Origin of the sequence: Amycolatopsis sp. cmx-8-4 (assembly GCF_046548675.1) — a bacterium.
Taxonomy (GTDB): Bacteria; Actinomycetota; Actinomycetes; order Mycobacteriales; family Pseudonocardiaceae; genus Amycolatopsis.
The window spans coordinates 187,860-211,972 of sequence record NZ_JAEBDZ010000015.1 but is presented as its reverse complement, the minus strand read 5'-3'; the positions used below and the strand labels follow the sequence as shown (position 1 = coordinate 211,972).

The window sequence follows — 24,113 nt, the reverse complement described above, 5'->3', positions numbered from 1 at the left end:
GTGCGGGTGCGTGTCACGCTTTGAGGCGCCTCTGCTCCACGACCCGGGGACCTCACCCAGGCCCCGAGGGAAGGACGGTCGACGACGATGTCAGCCACCGAGAAGACCCCCTCCGACGAAGTAGCCGCCCCGTACGGCACCGGATCCGCCGCGCCCGCGGCACCGGGTCCGGGCCGGAAGGTCCGCGTGCACCACCTGCGGGAGCTCAAGGAACGCGGCGAGCCGTGGCCCATGCTCACCGCGTACGACATGTACACCGCCGCGCTGTTCGACGAGGCCGGGATCCCCGTGCTGCTCGTCGGCGACTCCGCGGCCAACAACGTCTTCGGCTACGACACCTCGCTGCCGGTGACCGTCGACGAGCTGCTGCCGCTGGTGCGGGCGGTGACGCGGTCGGTCAAGCGCGCCCTCGTGGTCGCCGACCTGCCGTTCGGCTCCTACCAGCTCTCGCCGCAGCAGGCGCTGGAGACGTCCGTGCGGTTCATGAAGGAGGGCCGCGCGCACGCCGTCAAGCTGGAGGGCGGACGCCGGTTCGCCGCGCACGTCGAGGCGCTGACCGCGGCGGGCGTGCCGGTGATGGGCCACATCGGGTTCACCCCGCAGAGTGAACACAACCTCGGCGGCTACCGGGTGCAGGGGCGCGGTGAAGCGGCGGACGTGCTGCTCGCCGACGCGCTGGCGCTGCAGGAGGCCGGGGCGTTCGCGGTGGTGATGGAGATGGTGCCCGCCGAAGCCGCGAAGCGCGTCACCGCGGAGCTGGCGATCCCGACCGTCGGCATCGGTGCCGGGCCGGACTGCGACGCGCAGGTGCTCGTCTGGCAGGACATGGCCGGGCTGCGGCGCGGCAAGGCACCGCGGTTCGTCAAGCGCTACGCCGACGTCGCGACGGTGCTGCAGGACGCGGCCACGGCGTTCGCCGAGGACGTCCGCCGCGGTGAGTTCCCGGCACCCGAACACGCTTTCCACGACTAACCCCGGCCCTTGAACCGCTCGGCCAGGGCCGGGTCGTTCTCCCACCAGAGCCCCGACGTCGACGCGGCGCCCGAGGCGGCTTCTTCGTCCAATCGGACGTCGATCTGCTTCGCGCGCCGCTCGTCGTCGCGGGCCCAGCGGACGAACAGCGCGATGACGAACGGCAGCCCGGCGACGTCGCCACCGATCCACAGCACGCCCGCGCCGACGATCTGGTCGGTGCGCGGGTCCGGGCCCCGGCCCGGGTGCGCCGCCGCGTAGTGCGCCGGCGCGAGCAGCGGGCCGAGCCACAGCACCAGGCCGAGGGCGCCGTCGAAGACGACCTCGGTGAAGGCGATCCACACCGAAACCAGGTGCGGGTCCGTGCGCGGCGTCGGGTCGAGCCCGAGGCGGGTCCAGAAGTAGAGGAAACCGGACAGGACGAGCATCGCCCGGGCCAGTCCGTCGACCACCGGTTCCCGGAGCGTGAGGTCGTAGAGCGGGGTCAGGTAGAGCGCCAGGACCGGGGCGACCAGGGCGAGCGTGATCACCGGAGGGAAGGTCAGCGCACGGGCCACCGGGCCGCGGCCGTGCCGTCGCAGCCAGCGGGCCGGGGCGACGTCGAGCAGCAACCGGATCGGTGCGCCCAAGGCCAGCAGCAGCGGGGTGATCATCAGCAGGGTGACGGTCTGGACCGCGCGAACCCAGAAGAACGTCCGGTCGTAGAAGGCCAGCGGCGAACAGGTGACGACGAGGATGGTCGCGAGCCCGGTGAGGAACGCCGTCGTGCGGCCTGGTGGCCATCGGCGGTGGCGTGTCGCCCGGAGGTAGAGCCCGCCCAGGGCGAGCACCACGAGCACCGCGGGAGCATCGAAGGTCAGGGGCATTTCAGACCGCGAAGAAGATCAGGCTGGCGATTCCGGCGATCACGCAGTAAATCGCGAACGGCGTCAGCGTGCGCGTTTCGAAGTAGCCCGTGAGGAAACGAACGGAAATGTAGGAAGCGACCCCCGCCACCACGCTGCCGACGAGCGCCGGGCCGAGCGACGCGTGGTTCTCCGGGGCGAACAGCGTCGGCATCTTGAGCACGCCGGCGGCCAGGATCACCGGCGTGGCAAGGAGGAACGCGAACCGCGCGGCGTCTTCGTGACCCAGCCCGCGGCGCAGCCCGGCGACCATCGTGACGCCGGAGCGGCTGATGCCCGGAAGCAGCGCGAAGATCTGCGCGGCCCCGATCATGACGGCTTCGCCGACACGCAGTTTCGCCAGCCGGACGTCGGTCGCCTCCTCGACGGAAACCGCGCGCATGACGAGCGTTTCCTCGGCCGAGAAGTCCACTGTGTCGTCATTCTCTTCGGGACGCCGTCGCGAGAACTTCTCGGCGGCGTAGAGGACTCCGCCGTTGAGCGTGAGGAAGATCGCGGCCGGCACGGGCTTGCCGAGGTAGTCGCGCAGCAGGCTCTCGAAGAGCAGGCCGGCCAGCCCGACCGGGATGGTGGCGAGCACGAGCAGCCACGCGAGCCGCTGATCCGGCGTGCGGACCTCGCGGTCGCGGACCGACGTCCAGAGGCCGGCGATGATCCGGACCCAGTCCTTCCGGAAGAACAGGACCAGCGCGAGCGCGGTCGCCACGTGCATCGCCACCAGCACCGCGAGGTACGGCGAATCCTTGCCGATGCTCAGGTCCTGCTGCCACTGGCCGCCGACCCAGGCCGGCAACAGGATGCTGTGGCCGAGACTGGACACCGGAAACAATTCCGACACCCCTTGCAAGGCGCCGACGACAATCGCCTCGACATAGGTCACCGCGGACATTCCGTGCCTTTCCGTACAGCGTTTCCTCGACCCCGATACCGGAACGTACCGGCGCATTCGTTAACGGCGGGCAAGGGGGACCTCAACGCTCAGCGCGCTCTCAGCGGGTGTTCACATCCATGAACATCAATCATGTCCTTGACTGGCGTTCGACTTGTGGCTTAGCGTCTAGCCCGTCGCCGCCACGACAAAAGTTCGAACCCTCGACGAGGAGGACGGGAATGCGTGAGCGGGAACTGACCTTCACGGCCGCACCGACGGCCCTCGTGCGCCGCCCTCCGGGATTCGCGCCGGCCCTGCGCTGACGCGTCACAGACTGGGGGCCCGCTCAGCCCGGCGGCGGGGGCGGGCCCCCACTTTTCCCGGTCGCCGTCCCGAGTCCCGGCGGCGGGGCGCCTCGGGGCGGCGACCGAGCACCACCTTCTCCCCCGCGGCACCGGTTCCGGCAGAGTGTCGGGCATGGACGAGCTCTACCCGCCGATCGCCGCGCGCGCCGAAGGGTTTCTCGACACCGGCGACGGCCACCGCATCCGGTGCCAGGAAGCCGGCAACCCCGGCGGGAAGCCGGTCGTCGTCCTCCACGGCGGGCCGGGCAGCGGCATCGCGCCGATGGCGCGCCGGCACTTCGACCCCGACGCCTACCGGATCATCCTGTTCGACCAGCGCGGCGCCGGGCAGTCCACGCCGGGCGCCGCCGACCTCACGGTCAACACCCTGTGGCACCTGGTCGCCGACATGGAGCTCCTGCGCGACCGGCTCGGCATCGAGCAGTGGCAGCTCTTCGGCGGTTCGTGGGGCGCGACCCTCGCGCTCGCGTACGCGGAGACGCACCCTTCGCGCGTCAGCGAGATCATCCTGCGCGGCGTGTTCACCGTCCGGCAGAGCGAGCTGGACTGGATCTACCGCGGTGGCGCGGCGAACCTGTTCCCGCGGGAGTGGGAGGCCTTCCTGGCGCCCATCCCGGAGGACCGCCGCGCCGACCCGCTATCCGCGTACGGCGACCTGCTCGCCGACGCCGGGGTCCGCGACGCCGCGGCGGTCGCGTGGAGCAAGTGGGAGGGTGCGACGGTTTCCCTGTACCCGCAGGAGTCTTTCGTGCAGCAGTACGCCGAACCGGCGTTCGCCCTGACCTTCGCCCGGCTCGCGGTGCACTACTTCAGCCACGGCGCCTGGCTGGAGGACGGCCAGCTCATCCGCGACGCGGGCAAGCTGGCCGGGATCCCGGGCGTGATCGTCCAGGGCCGTTACGACGCGGTCTGCCCGCCGACCACGGCGTACGAGCTGCACCGGGCGTGGCCGGGATCGGAGCTGAAGCTGATCGAGGGAGCCGGCCACGCGGTGACCGACCCGGGCGTCCTGGCGGCTTTGCGAGCCGCGACGGACGGGTTCCGGCCGTAGCCCGGCGAACGTTCGGCGCAAGTTGTCGTGAGTGTTTAGGGCGGTTCTAACCGCCCTAAACACTCACGACAAGCCGCGGCAGACCCGGGTACTAGAGCCGCCCGCCGGAAGCCGTGTCGCCCGACAACCTCTGGGCCAGGTACACCGGCACCGTCGAGGCCACGATCAGCACCGCTGCCACCACGTTCACGATCGGCGCCTGGTTGGGGCGGAACAGGTTGTCGTAGATCCAGATCGGCAGCGTCTCCATGCCCGTGCCCAGGGTGAAAGTCGTCACGATGATCTCGTCGAACGACAGCGCGAACGCCAGCAGCCCGCCCGCCAGCAACGCCGATCGCAGCATCGGGAACGTCACCAGCCGGAACGTCGTGAAGCCCGTCGCGCCCAGGTCCATCGACGCTTCCTCCAGGCTGCCGCCCATCCGCCGCAACCGCGCGACGACGTTGTTGAACACCACCACGATGCAGAACGTCGCGTGCGCGATCACCGCCGTCAGCAGGCCCAGGTTGATGCCCAGGATCGTCCGGAACGCGTTGTTCAGCGCGATGCCCGTGACGATCCCCGGCAGCGCGATCGGCAGGATGATCAGCAGCGACACCGGGTTCCGGCCGAAGAACCGGTAGCGCTGCAACGCGAACGCGGCCATCGTGCCGAGCACCAGCGCGATCGCCGTCGCCGCCAGACCCGCCTCGACGCTCGTCCACAGCGCGTTCAGCGCACCTTCGTTCGAGGCGGCGCGGCTCCACCATTCGAGGGTGAAGCTCGACGGCGGCCAGCCGAACGTCGTGTCCGCGTTGAACGAGTTCAGCAGCACCACCAGCAGCGGGAAGTAGATCACCGCCAGGCCCAGGCCCAGCGCCGTCCACAACAACATCCGAGACGTCCGCACGGAGCAGCTCCTAGAGGTTGTCCAGCGCGCCGGTGCGGCGCACCGCGGCCAGGTACACGAGCATGATCACCACGGGCACGGTCGCCACCGTCGCCGCGAACGGCAGGTTGTTCGCCGCGCCGATGTTGTCGTAGACGACGTTGCCGAGCATCTGCGACGTGCCGCCGACGATCTTCACCGCGATGTAGTCGCCCAGCGACAGGGAGAACGTGAAGATCGAGCCCGCGACGATCGCCGGGAACGTCAGCGGCAGGATCACCGAGCGGAACGTCCGGAAGGACTTCGCGCCGAGGTCACCCGACGCGTCCACCAGGGAGTCCGGCAGCCGCTCGAGGCCCGCGTAGATCGGCAGGATCATGTACGGCAGCCACAGGTACGACAGCGTGATGATCGTCGCCGTGACGCCGTAACCGGGCGAAAACCAGCTCAGGGCGCCGTTGCCCGACAGCATCGACCGCCACGCGTACGCCTTCACCAGGTAGCTCGCCCACAACGGCGTCATCACCGCGATCACCAGGATCCGCCGCGCGCGCGGCGACGCCAGCTTGGCCATCGCGAACGCCATCGGGAACGCGATGACGGCGTCGATCACCGTCACCAGCGCCGCGATCCCGACCGTGCGGAAGGTGATCGTGCGGTACACCGCGTCGCTGAACAACGTCTTGAAGTTGTCCAGCGACCACTCGATGACGACCTGGCCGGTGAACGCGTCGGTGTGCCAGAACGCCGTCACGAACAACGCGGCCAGCGCGCCCAGGTAGGCCAGGCCGAGCCAGAGCAGCGGGGCCGAGAGCAGGAAACCCAGGCGCAGCTTCGGTTTCCGGTAGAAGAAGGCCGAGAGCGCGGTCATGTCAGCCCTTGATCTCGGTCCACGCCTTGGTCCACTCGCCGTAGTCCGTGCACTTGACGTCCGTGCGGCCGTCGAGGCACTGCGGGATCGGCGTGGTCCAGTACGCGATCTTCGACGCGTACGCCGAATCGCCGGCGTGATAGGTGTCGCAGAGCGTCTTGTCCGTCATCTCCGCGCACGCCTTGGTGTTCGCCGGCGCCTCGCCGAAGTACTCGGCGACCTGGGCGTTCACCTTGGGGCTGACGATGTAGTCGAGCCACTTGTAGGCACACGTCTTGTGCGCCGACTTCGCCGCGACCATCCAGGTGTCCGACCAGCCCGTCGCGCCCTCGCTCGGCACGGCCGACTCCAGCGGCGCGCCCTCGCCCTTGGTCAGGTTGACCGTGACCTGCCAGGCGGTGCCGACGACGGCGTCGCCGTTCTTCAGCGCCTGCGACTCCTTGAGGTAGTCCGACCAGTACTCGCTCACCAGCGGCCGCTGCTGCTTGAGCAGGTCGACGGCGGCGGCGAACTGCTTGTCGTCGAGGGCGTACGGGTTCTTGATGCCCAGGTCCGGCTGGTGCGCCATCAGGTACAGCGCGGCGTCGGCGATGTAGATCGGCGAGTCGTACGCGATCACCTTGCCCTTGTACGGCGAGTTCGCGTCGAACATCACCGACCACGAGCCCGGCGCCGGCGTCACCTTGTCGGTGCGCCAGGTCAGCAGGTTCGCGCCCCAGCCGTGCGGGATGCCGTAGGCGACACCGGCGACGCTGTTCCACGACTGGTCCTTGAGGAACGGCTGGACGTCGGCGTAGTTCGGCACCAGCGCGGTGTTCACCGGCTCGACGTCCCCCGAGGCGACCAGCCGCAGCGACGCGTCCCCGGAGGCCGAGACGACGTCGTACTGGCCGGTCTTCATCAGCGTGACGGCCTCGTCGGACGTCCCGAACGGCTTGACGTTCACCTTGCACCCGGTCTGCTGCTCGAACGGCGTGACCCAGTTGATCTTCGGGTCGTTTGAGCCGTTCTCCGCGTACCCGGGCCAGGCCAGCACGTTCAGCTGGCCCTCCGGCTGCCCGAGCGCCTTCAGCGCCTCCAGCTTCGGCGGGGTGAACCCCTGCGCGCCGGGCGGCGCGGACGCGCTCGTGCCCGACGTGCCACATGCAGCCAGCAGCAGGCCGGCGCCGAGGATCCCGGCAAGCCGCGTCTTCCTGTTCTTCATGGCGTTCCTTCCGGAGTACTGACCGGGAAACTGTGTTCGTGGCGCCAGCTGAGCCGGACGCGGCCGGCCGCCAACGCGCCGTCGGTGTTCTGCCGGACGACCGAAAGCCGGCCGCCGGCGTCGAGCGCGACGGCGTACCGCACGGTCGCGCCCGCGTAGACGACGTCGGTGACCGTGCCGGTCGCGCTGGTCTCCCCCGCGGCGGCGGGCTCGGACAGCTCGTCGTCGATCCGGATCTTCTCCGGCCGGATGCTGAACAGGCCCGGCCGGCCGATCACCGACTCGGCGCCGCGGCCGCCCAGCAGGTTCGACGTCCCGACGAAGCCCGCGACGAACGCGCTCGCGGGCCGTTCGTAGACCTCCTCGGGTGGCCCGACCTGCTCGATCTTGCCGTCGTTGAAGACCGCGATCCGGTCGCTCATGGTGAGCGCCTCGTCCTGGTCGTGGGTGACGAAGACGAACGTGATGCCGACGTCGCGCTGGATCTGCTTGAGTTCCAGCTGCATCGCCTGCCGCAGCTTGAGGTCGAGGGCGCCGAGCGGCTCGTCGAGCAGCAGCACCTTGGGCCGGTTCACCAGCGCGCGGGCGAGCGCGACGCGCTGACGCTGCCCGCCGGAGAGCTGCGACGGCTTGCGCGAGCCGTAGTCCTCCAGCCGCACGGTCTTGAGGGCCTCGAGCGCGCGCTCACGGCGTTGCTGCTTCGGGACGCGCTTCACGCGCAGGCCGTACTCGACGTTCTGCTGCACGGTCATGTGCGGGAACAGCGCGTAGTCCTGGAACACCGTGTTGACGTCCCGCTCGAACGGCGCCAGCCGGCTGACGTCGCGGCCGGCCAGCTCGATCGTGCCCTCGGTCGGCAGCTCGAAGCCGGCGATCATGCGCAGCACGGTCGTCTTGCCGGAGCCGGACGGGCCGAGCATGGAGAAGAACTCGCCGGGCGGGACGTCGAGGTCGACACCGTCGACGGCGTGGACGTCACCGAAGTGCTTGCGCAGCCCGGAAAGCCGGACGGCGGGCTGGTCTTCGTCGATGGTCGACGCGGGCTCGGCCCGGGTCTCGAAAGGTGCTTGGTTCGGCATCGCCAGCCTCACAGAGCGCTCATGACGTGCTTGATCCGGGTGTAGTCCTCGAGGCCGTACAGCGAGAGGTCCTTGCCGTAGCCGGACTTCTTGAAGCCGCCGTGCGGCATTTCGGCGACCAGCGGGATGTGCGTGTTGATCCAGACGCAGCCGAAGTCGAGCTTCGCCGCGAAACGCATCGCGCGCTGGTGGTCGCGGGTCCAGACCGAGGACGCGAGGCCGTACTGGACGGCGTTCGCGTCGGCCAGCGCTTCGGCCTCGTCGGAGAACCGCTGGACGGTGATGACCGGCCCGAAGATCTCGTTCTGGCTGATCTCGTCGTCCTGCTTCACACCGGAGACGACGGTGGCCTCGTAGAAGTAGCCCTCGTCGCCGACCCGGCGCCCGCCACAGTGGACGGTCGCGTGCTTCGGCAGGCGGTCGATGAACCCGGCCACCTTGTCCAGCTGGGCCGCGTTGTTGAGCGGGCCGTACGCGACGTCTTCGTCGTCCGGCTTGCCGGTCTTCGTGCCCTCGGCCCGCCGGGCCAGCGCGCCGACGAACTCGTCGTGCACCTCGTCGGCGACCAGCACCCGGGTCGCGGCGGTGCAGTCCTGGCCCGCGTTGAAGTAGCCCGCGACGGCGATGGCCTCCGCGGCGGCTTCGAGATCGGCGTCGCCGAAGACGATGACCGGCGCCTTGCCGCCCAGCTCCAGGTGCACGCGCTTGACGTCGTTCGCGGCGGACTTGGCCACCTCGATGCCGGCCCGGACCGAGCCGGTGATCGACACCATGGCCGGGATGTCGTGTTCGACCAGCGCGCGGCCGGTGTCACGATCGCCGCACACGACGTTGAACACGCCCGGCGGCAGGAACTCCCCGGCGATCTCGGCGAGCAGCAGCGTCGACGCCGGGGTCGTGTCGGACGGCTTGAGCACGATCGTGTTGCCCGCGGCCAGCGCGGGCGCGATCTTCCAGATGGCCATCAGCAGCGGGTAGTTCCACGGCGTGACCTGGGCGCAGACGCCGATCGGCTCACGGCGGACGAAGGACGTGTGGCCTTCCATGTACTCCCCCGCCGAGCGGCCTTCCAGCACGCGCGCGGCCCCGGCGAAGAACCGGACCTGGTCCAGGACCATCGGGATCTCTTCGGCCAGGGTCAGTGCGACCGGCTTGCCGGTGTTCGCGGACTCGACGCGCACGACCTCGTCGGCGCGGGCTTCGAGCGCGTCGGCGATCTTCAGCAGCGCGAGCTGGCGCTGGGCGGGCGTCGTCGCGCGCCAGGTCTCGAACGCGGTCGCGGCGATCCGCAGCGCGTGGTCGACGTCGTCCGGCCCGGCGATCGGCGCGGTGCAGTAGGGGCGCCCGGTGACCGGGTCGGTGATCTCCGCCGTCCGGCCCGACTTCGATTCGACGTACGCGCCGCCGACGTAGTGCTTGAGCTCCTGCGGCGGGGCGGGTGGGCAGGTGGACGACACGGTGGCTCCCTCGGGGTTGACGGGAGCTAAAACATATAAGTCCATATGTAATAGGACAAGCGAATCAGGCAAGATTGGTGCGAACGGGTACTCCGACGGCCGAAGGGGCACGATGCGCCAGGGGATGTCGCACAGCGCGCGCTCCGCCATGTTCGCCCCGCTCGGGCAGGTCGGGCGGGCGGAGGCGGTGGCGGCGCGGCTCGTCGACGCCATCACCCTCGGCCTGCTCGCCGACGAGGAGCAGCTGCCCAGCGAAGCCGACCTGGCCGCGCAGTTCGGCGTCTCGACCGTGACGGTCCGGGAGGCGCTCGTGGCGCTGCGGCAGCAGGGCCTGGTCGAGACGCGGCGGGGGCGCAGCGGCGGCAGCTTCGTCCGCACGCCGGCCAACCCGCCCGCGGACGTCTGGCGCGAGCGGCTGCAGGAGGTGTCGCTGTCCGACCTGCGCGACGTCGGCGACCACTACCTCGCGATCGCCGGGGCCGCCGCGAAGCTCGCCGCCGAGCGCAGCTCCCCCGAAGACGTCGAGCGGCTGCGGCTGGCCACCGACGACCTCCGCACGGCGCGCGGCATCGACTTCACGCGGGCGGAGCGCCAGTTCCACCTGGAGATCGCGGCGGCCGCGCAGTCGCCGCGGCTGACACACGAAGAGGTGCACCTGCAGGCCGAGCTGGGCGGGCTGCTGTGGCTGCCGCTCGGCGGCGACGCGCACCCGCACGAGGAGCACGCGGCGATCACCGCGGCGATCGCGTCGGCCGACGGCGACCTCGCCCGCAAGCTCACCGAAGAGCACCTCCTCGGCGCGCTCGACCGGCTCGCGGACGTGCACCTCGACCTGCTCACCCCCTAAACTCGGCATACTCCGCGCATCGAGGTGAGCACCGTGACCGACACCCGCACGCTGGCCGGCGACGAGGTCGTCGAGCACGTTTCCGCGTTGGTGGAAGGGGTTTTCGACCGGTTGAAGCCGCTCCTGGCGGCCGCCGAGTCGGTGCTGACCGGTACGCCGGCCGCCTCGGCGTTGCACCGGATCCGCCCGGCCGTCACCGAGGCCCTCGGCGGGCTGGTCGTCGGCGCGGGGTTCGTCAGCGCGCCGCGGGTGCTCGCGGATTCGGAGTTCGGCTTCGAGTGGTGGACTGGCTCTGCCGGCGAGCCGCCGTCCCAGTTGTTCATCAGCCTCGACCCGGGCAGCGAGAACTTCCTGGACTACACGCGCCAGTCGTGGTTCACGGTCCCGCGCGACACCGGGCGCCGGCACATCAACGGCCCGTACGTCGATTACCTGTGCACCGACGAGTACACGCTGACGTTCACGATCCCGGTGGTTTCGGCCGGCAACTTCGCGGGCGTGGTGGGCGCGGACGTGTACGTGCGCGAGTTCGAGCGCGCGGTCCGCCCGCGGCTGCGGTCGCTCGGGCGCGGTGCGGCGTTGCTGAACGCGCAGGGCCGGGTGATCGTGTCCAACAGCGTCCGCCAAGCGACGGGATCATTGGTGCGCGAGGTGGACGTCCCGGCGTGGTGGTCGTCAGGCGCGGAACCGGGCCCGGTGCTGCGCCGCTGCGGGGACTCACCCATCGTGCTCGTGAGTGGTAATTCGGGTTAGAACCCTAATTACCACTCACGACAGCCTGCAGCGCCACCCAGAGTTCCGCGCGGACGCCCGGTGACTCGAGGTCGCGGCCCAGGAGTTCCTCCGCCTTCCGGATGCGGTTGCGGAGCGTGTGCCGGTGGACGCCGAGGCGCGCGGCCGCGATGTCCCAGTGGCCGTGGTGTTCCAGCCAGCAGCGCACCGAGCCGACCAGGTCGCCGCGGCCGGTCTCGTCGTGCTCGCGCAGCGGGGCCAGCAGGCCGTGGGCAAACGCTTGCGCCACCACCGGATCGATGAGGGACAACAGGCCACGGCCGGTGTGCTCGGCCGCCGACAAGAGAATCTTGTCCTCGGCTTCCGCCGCCCGGGCCGCCAGTTCCGCTTGCTCCAGACCGGCCGCGAAGTCCGCCGCGGCCACCGGCCCGGCGACGCCGCCGTGCAGGCCGCCGATCCGCAGCGCCGCCTCGGCCACCACGTCGACCACCGCGCCCGAGCCGAAGGCGACCACCAGCGCGTCCCAGCGCGCCGCGAACAACGCCTCGCCCTCCAGCGCTTCCAGGAGCTTCCGCCGCGACGCGGCCGCCCCGGCGAACACCAGCACCGACCACGGTCCCTCCGGCGGCTCGGCGCCCGTCGTGGTCAGCACCCGCAGTGCCAGCTCGTCCTGCCCGCCGACGAGCAGCTCCAGCAGCCCCGACCGCAGAGCCTGCCGCGCCGCGGCCTGCGCGCGATCCTGTTCCAGCGCAAGGGAAAGCAGCGAAACCGCGGTGTTCACGATGTGCCGCCCCGCCGTGTCGAGCGGCACCGCGGTGCCGACCGCCAGCACCCGGCGCGCGCTGGTGTCGAGCGTCTGCAGCACCACCTCGTCCTCCCCCACCGACACCACGCGTGTGCCCGTGCGAAGGCGCTCCAGCTCTTCGCGCAGCGAAGCGCCGTACGCACGCGCGCTCGCCGGAGCCGCTTCGGTGACCGTGGCGCGGTCGAAGAGCAGGACCCAGCCGTCGATCAGCTTGGCCAGTTTGCGCAGCACCCCCGCCGGGCCGCCCTTGCCGACCGCGGTGCGGGTCAGTTCCTGCTGGGCCTTGCCGATGCGGACCGTCGTGGCGTACTCGTCCGCCGCCACCGCTCGCGAAACCGCGCGGGTGATCGCGATGAACGGCGTCTCGCGCGGCACCTCCAGCACCGGCAGCCCCACCTCGGCGGCGGTGGCGACCAGCGCGTGCGGCACCTCGTCGTGGCTCAGGCCGACGCCGAAACCGAGCCCCGCGACTCCGGCGTCCACCAAGCGGCGCACATAACCCGGGGACGTCCGCTCGTCCAGGGCCAGGCCGGTCGTCAGCAGCAGCTCGCCGCCCTCCAGGAAGGCCTGCGGGTCGGTCAGCTCCGTCGGGTGCACCCAGCCGATCGGCCGGTCCAAGAGGGCGTCCCCGGTCAGCACGCGCAGGCCGAGCGGGCGGTCGGCGGCCAGTCCTCGCAGCGTAAGTGCCATAACGGCCAATTCTACGCCCCGAAATAGCCAGAACGGCCAGCTGACGGCCGCCGCGCGGCAGCTCATCCTGAGGACGTCCACCCCCGTCCGGAGGAGCACGCCGTGACCGCAAGCACCACCGCCGAGCCGCAGGCCCCGGCCCCCCGGCAGCGCCGGCTGCGCACCGAGATCCCCGGTCCCGTCTCGCGCGAACTGCAGCAGCGGCGTGCCGACGCCGTCGCCGCCGGGGTCAGCTCGGTGCTGCCCGTCTACGTCACCTCCGCCAGCGGCGGGCTGCTCACCGACGCCGACGGCAACGTCCTGATCGATCTCGGCTCCGGCATCGCGGTGACCAGCGTCGGGCACTCCGTCCAGGCCGTCGTCGACCGCGTCCGCGAGCAGGCCGGGCTGTTCACCCACACCTGTTTCATGGTCACGCCGTACGAGGGTTACGTCGAGGTGTGCGAAGCCCTGGCCGAGCTGACGCCGGGTGCCCACGCGAAGAAGTCGGTGCTGTTCAACTCCGGCGCGGAAGCCGTCGAGAACGCCGTGAAGATCGCGCGCGTCGCGACCGGACGCCAGGCCGTCGTCGTGTTCGACCACGCCTACCACGGCCGCACCAACCTGACCATGGGTATGACCGCGAAGTCGGTGCCCTACAAGCACGGCTTCGGCCCGTTCGCCCCCGAGGTCTACCGCGTGCCGGGGTCGTACCCGTTCCGCGACGGGCTTTCCGGCTCCGACGCCGCCGCGCTGGCGATCGACCGGATCGAGAAGCAGATCGGCGGCGACCAGGTGGCCGCCGTTGTCCTGGAGCCGATCCAGGGCGAGGGCGGGTTCATCGAGCCGGCGCGCGGCTTCCTGTCCGCGTTGTCGCGCTGGTGCTCGGAAAACGGTGTCGTGTTCGTCGCCGACGAGGTGCAGACCGGCTTCTGCCGCACCGGTTCCTGGTTCGCGTCGAACGACGAGGACGTCGTCCCGGACCTGGTCGCGACGGCCAAGGGCATCGCGGGCGGCCTGCCCCTCGCCGCCGTCACCGGCCGCGCCGAGCTGCTCGACGCCGTCCCGCCGGGCGGCCTCGGCGGTACGTACGGCGGCAACCCGATCGCCTGCGCGGCCGCGCTCGGCTCGATCGAGACGATGAAGGCCGGGAACCTGGCCGCGTCGGCGAAGCGTATCGAAGGGGTTGTCCTGCCGCGGCTGCGCGCGCTGGCCGAGGAGACCGGAGTGATCGGCGACGTCCGCGGCCGCGGCGCGATGCTGGCGGCGGAGTTCGTGCGGCCCGGCACGACCGAACCCGACGCCGACCTGACCAAGCGCGTCGCGGCGGCCTGTCACCGGGCCGGCGTCGTCGTGCTGACCTGCGGCACCTACGGCAACGTCGTCCGCCTGCTGCCGCCGCTGTCCCTGTCCACCGACCTGCTCGACGAGGGCCTCGCGGTCCTCGAGCACGCTGTCCGCACGGAGGCCCGCTCGTGACTTTCCCCTTCTGGGTCGCCGGAAAGCCGGTGACCGGCGGCGCTACCGCTCTTGTCCGGCATTCCTATGACGGTTCCGAGGCGGGCTCGCACTTCGTACCGTCCACTTCGGACGTCGAGGCCGCGGTGCAGGCCGCGCACGACGTCCGTGACGAGTTCGCGACGCTGCCCGCGCACGTCCGCGCCGGCGCGCTGGACCACGTGTCCCGGGCCTTGGGCGAGCGGTCCGAGGAGATCGCCCAGCTGATCACGGCGGAGTCCGGCAAGCCACTGAAGTGGGCGCGCGGCGAGGTCGGCCGCGCGGTGTCGACGTTCCGCTGGGCCGCCGAGGAGGCCCGCCGCTTCTCCGGCGAGCTGCAGCGCCTCGACACCGACCCGGGCGGCACCGGCCGGCTGGCGCTGGTCCGGCGCGTGCCGCGCGGGCCGGTGCTGGGCATCACGCCGTTCAACTTCCCGCTGAACCTGGTGGCGCACAAGGTGGCCCCGGCGATCGCGGTCGGCGCGCCGATCGTGCTCAAGCCCGCGCCCGCGACGCCGCTGACGGCGTTGCTGCTGGGCGAAATCCTTGCCGAGACGGATCTTCCGGCGGGCTCGTGGTCGATCCTGCCGGTGGACAACGAGACGTCGTCGCGGCTGGTCCAGGACCCGCGGCTGCCGGTGGTGTCGTTCACCGGCTCGGTCCCGGTCGGCTGGAGCATCCGCGACAGCGTGCCGCGCAAGCACGTCGCGCTGGAACTGGGCGGCAACGGCGCGGTCCTGGTCTGTCCCGATTGGACGGACCTCGACTTCGCGGCCCAGCGCATCGCGACGTTCGCCATGTACCAGGCCGGGCAGTCGTGCATCTCGGTGCAGCGGGTGTACGCGCACACTTCGGTCTACGACGCTCTGGTCGAAAAGGTCCTTTCGCAGGTCAGCGCTCTGCGCACGGGCGACCCGCGCGCGGAGGGCGTCGACGTCGGCCCGATGATCAATGAGGACGCGGCCGCGCGGGTTTCCTCGTGGGTGTCCTCTGCTGTTGCCGCGGGCGGTCGCTTGCTGACCGGTGGTTCGCGGTCCGGTGCGACCTTCGAGCCGACGGTGCTCGCGGACGTCCCGGAGGACGCGTCGGTGATGGCCGACGAGGTCTTCGGCCCGGTGGTCTCGCTGGTGCGCGTCGCCTCGGTGGAGGAGGGAGTGGCGCGGATCAACGCGTCGCGCTTCGGCCTGCAGGCGGGCGTGTTCACGCGAGACCTCCCGACGGCGTTCTCGGTCTCGGCCGCCTTGCAGGTCGGCGGGGTCCTGGTGGGCGACGTCCCGAGCTTCCGAGCCGACCAGATGCCGTACGGCGGGGTGAAGGACTCGGGCGTCGGCCGCGAAGGCCCGGCATCGGCGATGGCGGACTTCACGGAGGAGCGGGTAACGGTCCTGACCGGCCTGACGCTGTAGCCGAAAGCCGTGAAGGGCACCTTCACGGCTTTGGCAGGGCCTCCAGCAGCGCGGCGTGCGCGTCCACCAAGGACGGGCCGTACCACGTGAGGTGCCGCCCCGAGACCAGGACGTACCGCTCGTCCGGGAAGTGGTCCGGGCCGTCGTCCTCGGTGAACAGGTACGGCTCGTCCGGCAGCACCAGCAGGTCCGCGTCCGCCGTGAAGTGCGCGCGCAGCTCCTCTACGTCCGGCCTCGGGTAGCGCTCCTCGGACGCCGCGTAGACGTTCGCCACGCCGACCCGGCGCAGGACGTCGCCCGCGAACGTCTCGCGACCCAGGACTATCCACGGCTTGCGCCACACCGGGATCACCGCGCGGAACCGGACCGGGCGCACCTCGCGCCAGATCTCCTCGGCCGCGACCAGCCAGTCCGGCTCCGCCAGGTCGTACGCCTGGGTCAGGATCCGCCGCAACGAGCCCAGCGCGGCCGGGACCGAGGCCGACGCCTCCATCACCCACACCGGGATCCCGTTGGCGCGCAAAAGTTCCACGTCCTCCGGGCGGTTCTCCTCCGAGTTGGCCAGCACGAGGTCGGGCGCCAGGTCCAGCACCTGGTCCAGCTTCGGGTACTTCGACCCGCCGACCCGCGGAACGTCCAAAGTGGACGGATGAGTGCAGTAGTCCGTGGCCCCGGCGAGCCGTCCGGGCGCGCTGACCTCGACGGCTTCGGTCAGCGACGGCACCAGCGACACCACCCGGGACGCGGGACCGCCCAAGGGCACCGGCTCCCCGAGATCGTCGACGAGAGGGCTCATGCGCGTTCGAACGACACCTTCCGCTTCTCGACGTCCACCGCGGTCAGCCGCACGCCGATGCGCGCGCCCGCGGTCAGCTTCTCCCCCGCGCACTTGGCCATCACCGTCGGGTCCTCGACGAGGATCTCGGCCTTGTTCTCGTCCGCCCGCAGCACGACGGCGCTGAACTCGCCGCCGACGTGCTCGGCCAGCACCCACGCCTCGACCTGGTCGATGCACGCCCGCTCGACCTTCGCGGCGAGGGTGTCCGACGCCGTCATCCGGTCCGGGACGTCCGTGAGCGCCGCGTGGACCCACTCCGGCACCTCGCGATCGGCCGAAACCGCGAGGCAGATCTCCGTCGCGAACCGGTCGACCAGCCGCCGGATCGGCGCCGTCACGTGCGCGTACGCGCCGCCGATGCCCGCGTGCGTCGTCAGCGCGGGCAGCTCGCCGTCGAAGGCCGTGTAGCCCGCGCCGCGCAGCAACCGCGTCGTGTCCGCGTAGATCGCCATCGACGCGGGCTGCCGGGGATCGAGCCGGGACAGGAACTCCGAGACGGTGTCGGCCGCCGGCCAGGCGATGCCGACCGCTTCGGCGGAGCGGCGCAGCCAGTCGACGGCCTCGGGTTCCGGGTCGGGCAGCGTGCGCAGGACGCCGATCTTCGCGTCGATCATGATCCGCGCCGCGGCCATCCCGGTGAGCAGCGAGATCTCGGCGTTCCAGGCGTCGACGACGGTGCGCGGACGGCGGGCGAGCACCCAGCCGCCGTCCGGGTCGCCGCTGATCTCCTGCTCGGGCAGCTGCAGCTCGACGGCGCCGCGCCGGACAGCCAGCTCCCGCCGTCGCCGTCCCAGCTCCGGCAGCGCGGCCACCGAAGGGTGCGGGTGGCCGGCATCGAGAGCGGCCTGGACGGTCTCGTAGTCGAACTGCTCGGTGGACCGGACCAGCGCGCGGCGCACCCGGGTCGCCGTCGGCTCGCCCGCTTCGTCGGTCTCGATGGTCCAGAGCACCGCGGGCCGGATCTCGCCGGGCAGCAGGCTCGCCGCGCCCTCGGACAGCACCGGCGGGTGCAGCGGGACGTTGCCGTCGGGCAGGTAGAGCGTCTGCCCGCGCCGGCGCGATTCGCGGTCCAGCGCGCCGCCGGGCGGCACGAACGCGGCCAGGTCGGCGATCGCGTAGTGCACGCGGAAGCCGTGCGCGGTGCGTTCGACGACCATCGCCTGGTCGAGGTCCTTGGAGCCGGGCGGGTCGATGGTGACGAACGGCAGGTCCGTCGCGTCCTCCCGGGGCCCGGCCGCGGCCAGGGGATCCAGGACCGCGGCTTCGGCCTCGGCCAGCACCTCGGGCCCGAAGGACTCCGGCAGCGAAAACTCGGCACGAAGGGGGCCGAAGTCCCCGCCCGCCGAGTGTGTCCTGATCACGAGGGGAGGCACCCCCCAACCCTAACCCGCGAAAGGCCGATGATCGCCCGATCGGGCGCGGGCCGGTCGGGTGTACGTTGATCGCGTCAGTAATGAAAACCGTCTTCATTTCCAGGAAGGGTCTCGACCGTGAAGATCGCGTTCGTCGGCAAGGGCGGGAGCGGCAAGACCACGCTGTCGTCGTTGTTCGTCGCGTACCTCGCCGCCGCCGGCAAGCCGGTGCTGGCCATCGACGCCGACATCAACCAGCACCTCGCGGTGGCGCTCGGCGCGACCGAGGAGGAAGCGCTCGCCTGGCCGACGCTCGGCGACAACATGACCCTGATCAAGGACTACCTGCGCGGCGACAACCCGCGCATCCCGGACGCCGCGTCGATGATCAAGACGACGCCGCCGGGGCGCGGGTCACGGCTGGTCAGGCCGTTCGAGGACAACCCGGTGTTCGACACGTGCTTCCGGCAGCTGGGCGGTGTGCGCCTCGGCGTCACCGGGCAGTTCGACGAGGACGACCTCGGCGTCAAGTGCTACCACTCGAAGGTCGGCGCGGCGGAGCTGCTGCTGAACCACCTGGTCGACGTCGACGGCGAGTACGTCGTGATGGACATGACCGCGGGCGCCGACGCCTTCGCGTCGGGGCTGTTCACGCGGTTCGACGTGACGTTCCTGGTGTGCGAGCCGACGGTGCGCAGCGTGGGCGTCTACCGGCAGTACGCCGACCACGCGCGCGACTTCGGCGTGCGGCTCGTGGTGGTCGGGAACAAGGTGACCGACGACGAGGACGTCGAGTTCCTGCGGGAGCAGGTCGGCGGGGCGCTGCTGGGGTGGCTGTCGGCTTCGGGCCACGTGCGCGCGGCCGAGCGCGGTACGACCCGCCCGATCGGCGAACTGGAACCGCGCAACCTGTCGACGCTGCGCGCGATGCACGCGGCGGTCGACGCCGAGCAGCGCGACTGGGCGCGCTACCAGCGTCAAGCCGTCGAATTCCACCTGCGCAACGCCAAGGCCTGGGCCGGCGCCGGCCTCGTCTCCCAAGTGGACCCCGAGTTCGTGCTGGGCCCGCAGGTCGCGGTCTAGTCGGCGTCTTCGGCGTCGGCCCGCCGGGTCCGTTCCCGCGCGATGTCGAGCGCGCGGCGGGCGGTGGCCTCATCGGGGTACGGGCCGAGCAGGTCGACGCCGCGGGAGCGTTCGAGGTGCTCGACCTGGTTGGTGCGGGTGTTGTAGTACCAGCCAGGGTCCGGGTTCGCGTCTTTCGCCATGCCCCCAAGCCTGGCATCCCGGGGCGAGTCTGTCAGCGCTTGTACCGGTAGGGGATCTCGGTCGGCAGCCCGGTGGGCCCGAACTCCTGCGGTTCCTCGGGGTCGGCGGGCTGCTCGCCGATCTCGTCGAACCAGCCGCGGGAGGGCATGGCGGTACCGCGCGGAGGAGTGTCGGCGTCCTGCGCACTCGGCTGCGGGAGGGGTTGGGGCTCCCGCCCGGGAAAGACGGGCGGAGCCTGCGGACTCGGCGGCGGGGGCGTGGAGTTCGGCCCCGGGAAGACGGGCCGCACCGGGGCGGCGTGCCGGGCCGGGAAGGACTGGGGGGTCGATTCAGGACCGGGGAAGACGGGCTTGGCGGGTTGGCCACGGGTGGGGCCGTTGGCCGGACCCGGACCCCACGGCTGGGGCGGCTGGGACTGGCCTACCGGCGGCTGAGGCTGGCCGGTAGGCGGCTGGGACTGGCCCGCTTGGGGTTGGGAATGGCCCGTTGGCGGCTGAGGCTGGCCCGCTGGCGGCTGAGGCTGGCCTGCTTGGGGCGCAGCCTGGTTTGGCTGAGGCTGAGCGGGCTGCGGCGCAGCCTGCGTCGGCTGCGGCTGACCGAGCGGCGGCGCAGCTTGGATGGTCTGCGGCTGCGGCGCGGCCTGGTTGGGCTGCGGCTGAGCGGTCGGGAGCGCGGCCGGGCTTGACCGCGGCTGAGCGGCCGGGAGCACAACCGGGCTCGACTGCGGCTGAGCGGTCGGAAGTGCGGCCGGACTTGACTGTTGCTGAGGCTGGCCAGGCTGCGGCGGCGTGGCTGAGCCGGGCTGCGGACCAGGAGGCGGCGCGACAGGCTGACCACCCTGCGGCGCCGCAGGGTGAACCGGCTGCGGCAAAGACGCCGCGGCCGGCGGTACGGCGGACTGGCCGTGCTGCTGCGGCGGAGGTCCCCCGGGCTGCGGACCGGCCTGAGGCACCGGGTGCGGCACCACGAGGCCGCCGGGCTGTGGCGCCCCCGGGCCGGCGGGTGTGCCGGGCTGCCAGGCCTGCGGAACAGCGGGCTGACCAGGCCGCCAACCAGCCGGCGCGACGGGCTGCGAAGTCGTCGGCTGAACGGGCGGCACCGCGGCTTCCTCGGCAAGCGGCCCAGCGGAATCGCCGGCGAGTGAGGTCGGCAAATCGACCCCCGCGGCAGCCGGCGGCTCTTCGGATTGCGGCACCTGCGAGTCAGACGGCTCTGGTCGCTGCGGAGGAGTGGTCTCGCCACGAGGCTCCGCAACGGCCGCGTCCGAGTACGAGGCCGGATCGGCATCCGTGACCGTCGCCGGCCCGGCGGGCTCCACAACGGGTGCCTCGGATCGCGAGGCCGACGTCGACTCGACGGACCGGTCAGGTTCCGGCACGGACTGGCCCGGCTCCGCGACGGGTGCACCGGAATACGAATCGGCCTGCGTGACCGTCGGCGGCTCGACGGGCCGGCCGGGTTGTGCCGTCTGTTCGGCAGGCAGCGACCGAGACTCGCCATCCTGCTGAGCGGACGGCTCAGCCGGCACCACGAGCTCGGACGCCATCGGCTGGGCCGTCGCCTCGGGCGCCTGTTCTGCCCGCGCGTCCTCAGCGGTCGTTTCAGGCTGCGACACAGGTTCCGTCCGGACCTCCGCCGCGGGTTCAGGTTGCAGCGCCGGTTCCGCCTCCAACTCCGCGGCAGGAGCCTCACGTACCGGCGCCGACTCGACCCGGAACTCCGCGGCAGGAGCCTCGCGATCCGGTGCAGGTTCCGTCCGGAACTCCGTTGCGGCAGCCTCGGGTTGCGATGCTGCCTCTGTCCGGGACTCCCCTGCGGGAGCTTCAGGCTCCGGCGCTGGTTCGGCCTGGAACTCCGTGACCGGCGCTTCGGGCTCCGGCGTCCGTTCCGGCTCCGTGGTGAGAGGCGCCGGTTCGGCCGGTGGCTCCGACTTCGGATCGGCAACCGACGGCTCCGGGTCGAACTCGTCGGACGGTGCGGAGCCGGCCGGCGCCGGGCCGGGATGGTCGGCCGGTACCGGCTCGCTCGGGGCCGATTCGGCGGACGGCTCCGGGTGGCGATCCTCCGCGAGCAGGTTCGGCTGAGCCGCTTCCGGCGGGCGGAGATCCGACTGGACGGCGGCCGCCAGCGGCTCCCCCGCGGGCAGGTCCGGCTGGGCGACTTCAGGCCGCGCGGACTCTGCCGGAACCTCGGGCTGCTCGGCTGGGGGTGCATGCCGCGACTCACCGACGTACGGCGGCAGAGGGCCGCCGGGCTCGGATGTCTCCGGGGCCGCGTGGCGGGCCGTCTGGTGGGGGGCCTTCGCCGGGCCTGGGAGGTCCGGCTCCGCGGCTACCGACCACTCCGGCTCCGGGGCGCGGTGCTCCCAGCTCGGCGGGGGGTCCGGGCGGTGGCGGCTCGGCGACGCGTCCTCCATGTGGCCCCACGCCGGGCCCGTGACCGACGCCCCGAATCCCGCGGGCGGCTCGGTCTCGGCCGGACGACCCGGCCGCGGCTCGACGAACCCCACTGGACGGGCCGCCGCTCCCGGCCGTGGCTCAGCGGGCGTCTCGGCGCCGGCCGGACGCCCTGCCTGGTACTCCGGAACCGACGGAGCCGAGGGAGGCTGGGCGGTCTGGGAAGCGGAAGAAACCGACGGAGCCGAGGGGACCTGAGCGGCCTGGGAAGCTGAGGGAGCCGTCTGACCAGAAGAAGCCGACTGGCCCGAGGCAACCGCAGGACCAGCCTGACCCGAGGGCGCCGGCTGTCCCGGCTGCCCGTGCGGCATCGTGCGCCACACCGGCGCGGGGCCGATGTTCATCGCGGCCGGGGCCTGCCCCGGTGGCGGCGGCGCTCCCGGCGGCGGGGCCTGGGGACGCGCCGCCGGCTTGGGGATCGGGTCCAGGCTGGACACCAGGACCGTCGTGTTCATCGGGTCTTCGACCTTGCGGCCGCTGCGCTCGCGGTAGACCATCTCGCCGTCGGCGTCCATCTCGACCAGGTAGCCCGCCTCCGCGAGCTGCTCTTCGTCGAGGTCACCCAGCTTTTCGTAGCGGGACGGGACCACCCGGTAGATCGGCCACGCCAGGCGCGCGTTCTCGGCGTGGAACTGGGCCAGCAGCGCCGCCATCTGCTGCTGCCACGGCAGGGACATCCCCTCGGCCAGCGACCGGGGCAACACGACGTACCCCGGGTCGACGCCGGGGTAGCCGACGCTCAGCTGGTCGGCCAGCGGGGTGCTGGAGGCGGGGCGAGCCGACTGCCGCGGCGGCTGGGGCGCGCCGAACAGCGACGCGGGGTCCTGGGGACCGCCGGGCTTGCCTCGCTTGCCGAATTTCCGTCCCACGTGCTCATCCTCTGCCAGTACGCGGCCGCCTGCTGGTGGAGGTGCCGCGACGTCGGGTGAATCGGTTCCGTTGTCGGCCCATCCGCCGGCCCGCTCATGTCAAGGGGGCTTTAACCCATGCTAAACGCCGGGCCGGACCGCCTGCGGCACCACTTCGGCCTCATCGAACGAGAACGCCCGTGTGTGCACCGGAACACCGGTCTGCTGCGCCTCGACGACCTTGCCGTCACCGAGGTACATCATCACGTGGTGGATCGTGTTGGGATCCGCCGGATTGTTCGCGAGGAACAGCAGGTCACCGGGCTGCGCCTCGCGCACCGGCAGCATCGCGCCCGCGTGGTACTGATCACGCGAGACGCGCGGCAGGATGATCCCGGCCGACTCGTAGGCGCGCAGCATCAGACCCGAACAGTCGTACGAGCCGGGCCCTGTGGCGCCCCACACATACGGCTTCCCCTGCTCGCCCAGCGCGAAACTGATCGCCTTCGCGGCGGCCTGGCTCGGTGGCAGCAGCTGGCCCAGCCCGGTGCCGCAGGCGACGACGTCAACGACCTGGCCGACGTTCTCCACCAGCGTCGCCGCCATCGGCTCCCACTTGTGGTACCGGTCCGGGAACCCCGAGCGCTCGACCCGCTGCGCGGCGTCACCCGGACGCATGTTCTCCCAGTCCGGCACCGCCAGCAGGACGTCGAAGAACTTGTTGACCTCGTACGTCGGGTCGGTGACCTGCGCGTACGTGCCCCAGCCCATCGACGGGCGCATCTGGAAGATGCCGAGGGAGTCGCGGTCGCCGTAGGTCAGGTTGTGCAGCCCGGACTCGGTCATGCCGGCCTGGATCGCGACCTGCCAGGCCCGCGGCGCGAGCGACCGCTGCTTGCCCAGCGAGACGATCAGCGCGACGGTGCCGCGCTGCTCGTCGTCCAGGTTCGACGCGTCGACCGTGCCGCGCTCGCCCTCACCGGGCTGGGTCGGGCCGACCGAGGCGTCGCAGCTGGTCAGGGAGACGCCCCGGGCCTGCGCCTGCTGGTTGTCGATGACGACCTTGGCGGCGACGGCGGTGACGATGAGGGCGCCGATCGCGACGAACACGACCAGTCCCAGCCACAGCCCCAGCCGCCGCATCGTCAGCTCGCCTGGTCGTAGTCGGCGACCCGCCAGCCCGCGTTGGTGCTCACGACCGTGATGCTGAGCTTCGGCCCGTCGGTGGGGATCGTCAGCTGCACCGAGCTGGTGTAGGACGTGCCGACCGTCGGCTCACCGGTGACCTTCGTGGCCGGGACGTTCGCCGGGTCGACCGACGACATCACCGGCAGGTACTCCTCGGTCGTGAAGGGCTTCAGCTGCTCCAGCCACTGCGCCGACGTGATGCCCGCCGGGTGGTTCACCCAGGCCGCGGCCCATTCCTTCGCGACGCGGACGGCGTCCCCGTTCGGCGCCGCCGTCGTCGGGGTGACCAGGGGCTGGGACAGGCGCGTCGGCAGGTTCGACGTCGGCACCGACGCGGCCACGCCCGGCTGCGTCGCCGTGACCGAAGTGGTGGTCGTGCCGGTGGCGAGCGGCGACGCCTTGGCCGGCTGCTTGCCCATCACCTTGGGCACCACGATGCCGAGCACGGTGACCAGGATGGCCAGGAACACCAGCGTCCCGACGAGGTGGCGCGGCGAGCGCAGCGGAAAGCCCCACAGGCGGCGGTAGACCGCGGCGCGGCCGCGGTTGGTCCGGATCGGCATCCG

The 24,113-nt window shown here is 71.7% G+C and carries 20 protein-coding genes; 7 read left to right on the top strand and 13 right to left on the bottom strand.

The genetic code is table 11. The annotated features are described in order from the left end of the window. Positions 1-87 precede the first annotated feature (87 nt). Positions 88-972 (top strand): 3-methyl-2-oxobutanoate hydroxymethyltransferase, encoded by an 885-nt coding sequence (gene panB / locus ACLJQZ_RS29705; RefSeq protein ID WP_410623152.1) that lies wholly within the window; start codon positions 88-90, stop codon positions 970-972. Here the strand turns inward: panB and ACLJQZ_RS29700 are convergent. Further along, on the bottom strand, positions 969-1,838 hold the full coding sequence (locus tag ACLJQZ_RS29700; protein WP_410623151.1) for a cytochrome c oxidase assembly protein: 870 nt from the start codon (positions 1,836-1,838) through the stop codon (positions 969-971). The genes panB and ACLJQZ_RS29700 overlap by 4 nt on opposite strands. A gap of 1 nt (position 1,839) precedes the next feature. Beyond that, positions 1,840-2,766, bottom strand: a complete 927-nt coding sequence (locus ACLJQZ_RS29695; RefSeq protein ID WP_410623150.1) for an undecaprenyl-diphosphate phosphatase — start codon at positions 2,764-2,766, stop codon at positions 1,840-1,842. A 459-nt stretch (positions 2,767-3,225) separates the two neighbouring features. On the opposite strand from ACLJQZ_RS29695, the gene pip reads away from it, so the two are divergent. Continuing rightward, positions 3,226-4,164 carry a prolyl aminopeptidase gene (gene pip / locus ACLJQZ_RS29690; protein WP_410623149.1) on the top strand — a complete coding sequence of 313 codons (939 nt, stop codon included), beginning with the start codon at positions 3,226-3,228 and terminating at the stop codon, positions 4,162-4,164. A gap of 91 nt (positions 4,165-4,255) precedes the next feature. Here pip and ACLJQZ_RS29685 read toward each other — a convergent pair whose 3' ends face one another. The 5 genes from ACLJQZ_RS29685 to ACLJQZ_RS29665 are packed head-to-tail and all read right to left on the bottom strand — an operon-like array spanning position 4,256 to position 9,643. Further along, complete coding sequence (locus tag ACLJQZ_RS29685) at positions 4,256-5,038, bottom strand: ABC transporter permease (RefSeq protein WP_410623178.1); 783 nt, start codon at positions 5,036-5,038, stop codon at positions 4,256-4,258. A gap of 25 nt (positions 5,039-5,063) precedes the next feature. Continuing rightward, the gene (locus tag ACLJQZ_RS29680) at positions 5,064-5,903 is read right to left on the bottom strand and encodes an ABC transporter permease (RefSeq protein WP_410623148.1); all 840 of its coding nucleotides are present in this window, start codon (positions 5,901-5,903) and stop codon (positions 5,064-5,066) included. A 1-nt stretch (position 5,904) separates the two neighbouring features. Continuing rightward, positions 5,905-7,107: an ABC transporter substrate-binding protein gene (locus tag ACLJQZ_RS29675; protein ID WP_410623147.1), complete on the bottom strand. Its 1,203-nt coding sequence runs from the start codon at positions 7,105-7,107 to the stop codon at positions 5,905-5,907. Continuing rightward, on the bottom strand, positions 7,104-8,186 hold the full coding sequence (locus ACLJQZ_RS29670; RefSeq protein ID WP_410623146.1) for an ABC transporter ATP-binding protein: 1,083 nt from the start codon (positions 8,184-8,186) through the stop codon (positions 7,104-7,106). The genes ACLJQZ_RS29675 and ACLJQZ_RS29670 overlap by 4 nt, the downstream gene beginning before the upstream one ends. Before the next feature lie 8 nt (positions 8,187-8,194). After that, complete coding sequence (locus ACLJQZ_RS29665; protein WP_410623145.1) at positions 8,195-9,643, bottom strand: gamma-aminobutyraldehyde dehydrogenase; 1,449 nt, start codon at positions 9,641-9,643, stop codon at positions 8,195-8,197. Between the two features lie 112 nt (positions 9,644-9,755). Here ACLJQZ_RS29665 and ACLJQZ_RS29660 point away from each other — a divergent pair, with 112 nt between their 5' ends. Continuing rightward, positions 9,756-10,490, top strand: coding sequence for a FadR/GntR family transcriptional regulator (locus ACLJQZ_RS29660; protein ID WP_410623144.1), 735 nt, complete (start codon positions 9,756-9,758; stop codon positions 10,488-10,490). Positions 10,491-10,523: 33 nt separating this feature from the next. Further along, complete coding sequence (locus ACLJQZ_RS29655) at positions 10,524-11,243, top strand: cache domain-containing protein (protein ID WP_410623143.1); 720 nt, start codon at positions 10,524-10,526, stop codon at positions 11,241-11,243. Positions 11,244-11,247: 4 nt separating this feature from the next. Here the strand turns inward: ACLJQZ_RS29655 and ACLJQZ_RS29650 are convergent, their stop codons facing one another. After that, positions 11,248-12,717 (bottom strand): PucR family transcriptional regulator, encoded by a 1,470-nt coding sequence (locus ACLJQZ_RS29650; protein ID WP_410623142.1) that lies wholly within the window; start codon positions 12,715-12,717, stop codon positions 11,248-11,250. Positions 12,718-12,819: 102 nt separating this feature from the next. On the opposite strand from ACLJQZ_RS29650, the gene gabT reads away from it, so the two are divergent. Both gabT and ACLJQZ_RS29640 read left to right on the top strand, forming a co-directional pair. Next, positions 12,820-14,175 (top strand): 4-aminobutyrate--2-oxoglutarate transaminase, encoded by a 1,356-nt coding sequence (gene gabT / locus ACLJQZ_RS29645; protein ID WP_410623141.1) that lies wholly within the window; start codon positions 12,820-12,822, stop codon positions 14,173-14,175. Beyond that, positions 14,172-15,599: an aldehyde dehydrogenase family protein gene (locus tag ACLJQZ_RS29640; RefSeq protein WP_410623140.1), complete on the top strand. Its 1,428-nt coding sequence runs from the start codon at positions 14,172-14,174 to the stop codon at positions 15,597-15,599. Before gabT ends, ACLJQZ_RS29640 begins: the two co-directional genes overlap by 4 nt. A 22-nt stretch (positions 15,600-15,621) precedes the next feature. Here ACLJQZ_RS29640 and ACLJQZ_RS29635 read toward each other — a convergent pair whose 3' ends face one another. Next, positions 15,622-16,395, bottom strand: coding sequence for a helical backbone metal receptor (locus tag ACLJQZ_RS29635; RefSeq protein ID WP_410623139.1), 774 nt, complete (start codon positions 16,393-16,395; stop codon positions 15,622-15,624). After that, positions 16,392-17,798: an RNB domain-containing ribonuclease gene (locus tag ACLJQZ_RS29630; RefSeq protein ID WP_410623177.1), complete on the bottom strand. Its 1,407-nt coding sequence runs from the start codon at positions 17,796-17,798 to the stop codon at positions 16,392-16,394. The genes ACLJQZ_RS29635 and ACLJQZ_RS29630 overlap by 4 nt, the downstream gene beginning before the upstream one ends. Positions 17,799-17,927: 129 nt before the next feature. Here ACLJQZ_RS29630 and ACLJQZ_RS29625 point away from each other — a divergent pair, with 129 nt between their 5' ends. Then, positions 17,928-18,872 carry an AAA family ATPase gene (locus ACLJQZ_RS29625; protein ID WP_410623138.1) on the top strand — a complete coding sequence of 315 codons (945 nt, stop codon included), beginning with the start codon at positions 17,928-17,930 and terminating at the stop codon, positions 18,870-18,872. Here ACLJQZ_RS29625 and ACLJQZ_RS29620 read toward each other — a convergent pair. The 3 genes from ACLJQZ_RS29620 to ACLJQZ_RS29610 all read right to left on the bottom strand — a co-directional run bounded on the left by ACLJQZ_RS29620 (position 18,869) and on the right by ACLJQZ_RS29610 (position 24,110). After that, entirely contained in the window at positions 18,869-19,054 is a 186-nt protein-coding gene (locus ACLJQZ_RS29620; protein ID WP_410623137.1) for a hypothetical protein, read from the bottom strand. The two genes, ACLJQZ_RS29625 and ACLJQZ_RS29620, sit on opposite strands and share 4 nt — an antisense overlap. A 3,446-nt stretch (positions 19,055-22,500) precedes the next feature. Then, positions 22,501-23,502, bottom strand: coding sequence for a C40 family peptidase (locus ACLJQZ_RS29615; RefSeq protein WP_326955785.1), 1,002 nt, complete (start codon positions 23,500-23,502; stop codon positions 22,501-22,503). A 2-nt stretch (positions 23,503-23,504) separates the two neighbouring features. Then, positions 23,505-24,110: a hypothetical protein gene (locus ACLJQZ_RS29610; protein WP_410623136.1), complete on the bottom strand. Its 606-nt coding sequence runs from the start codon at positions 24,108-24,110 to the stop codon at positions 23,505-23,507. Positions 24,111-24,113: the final 3 nt, after the last annotated feature.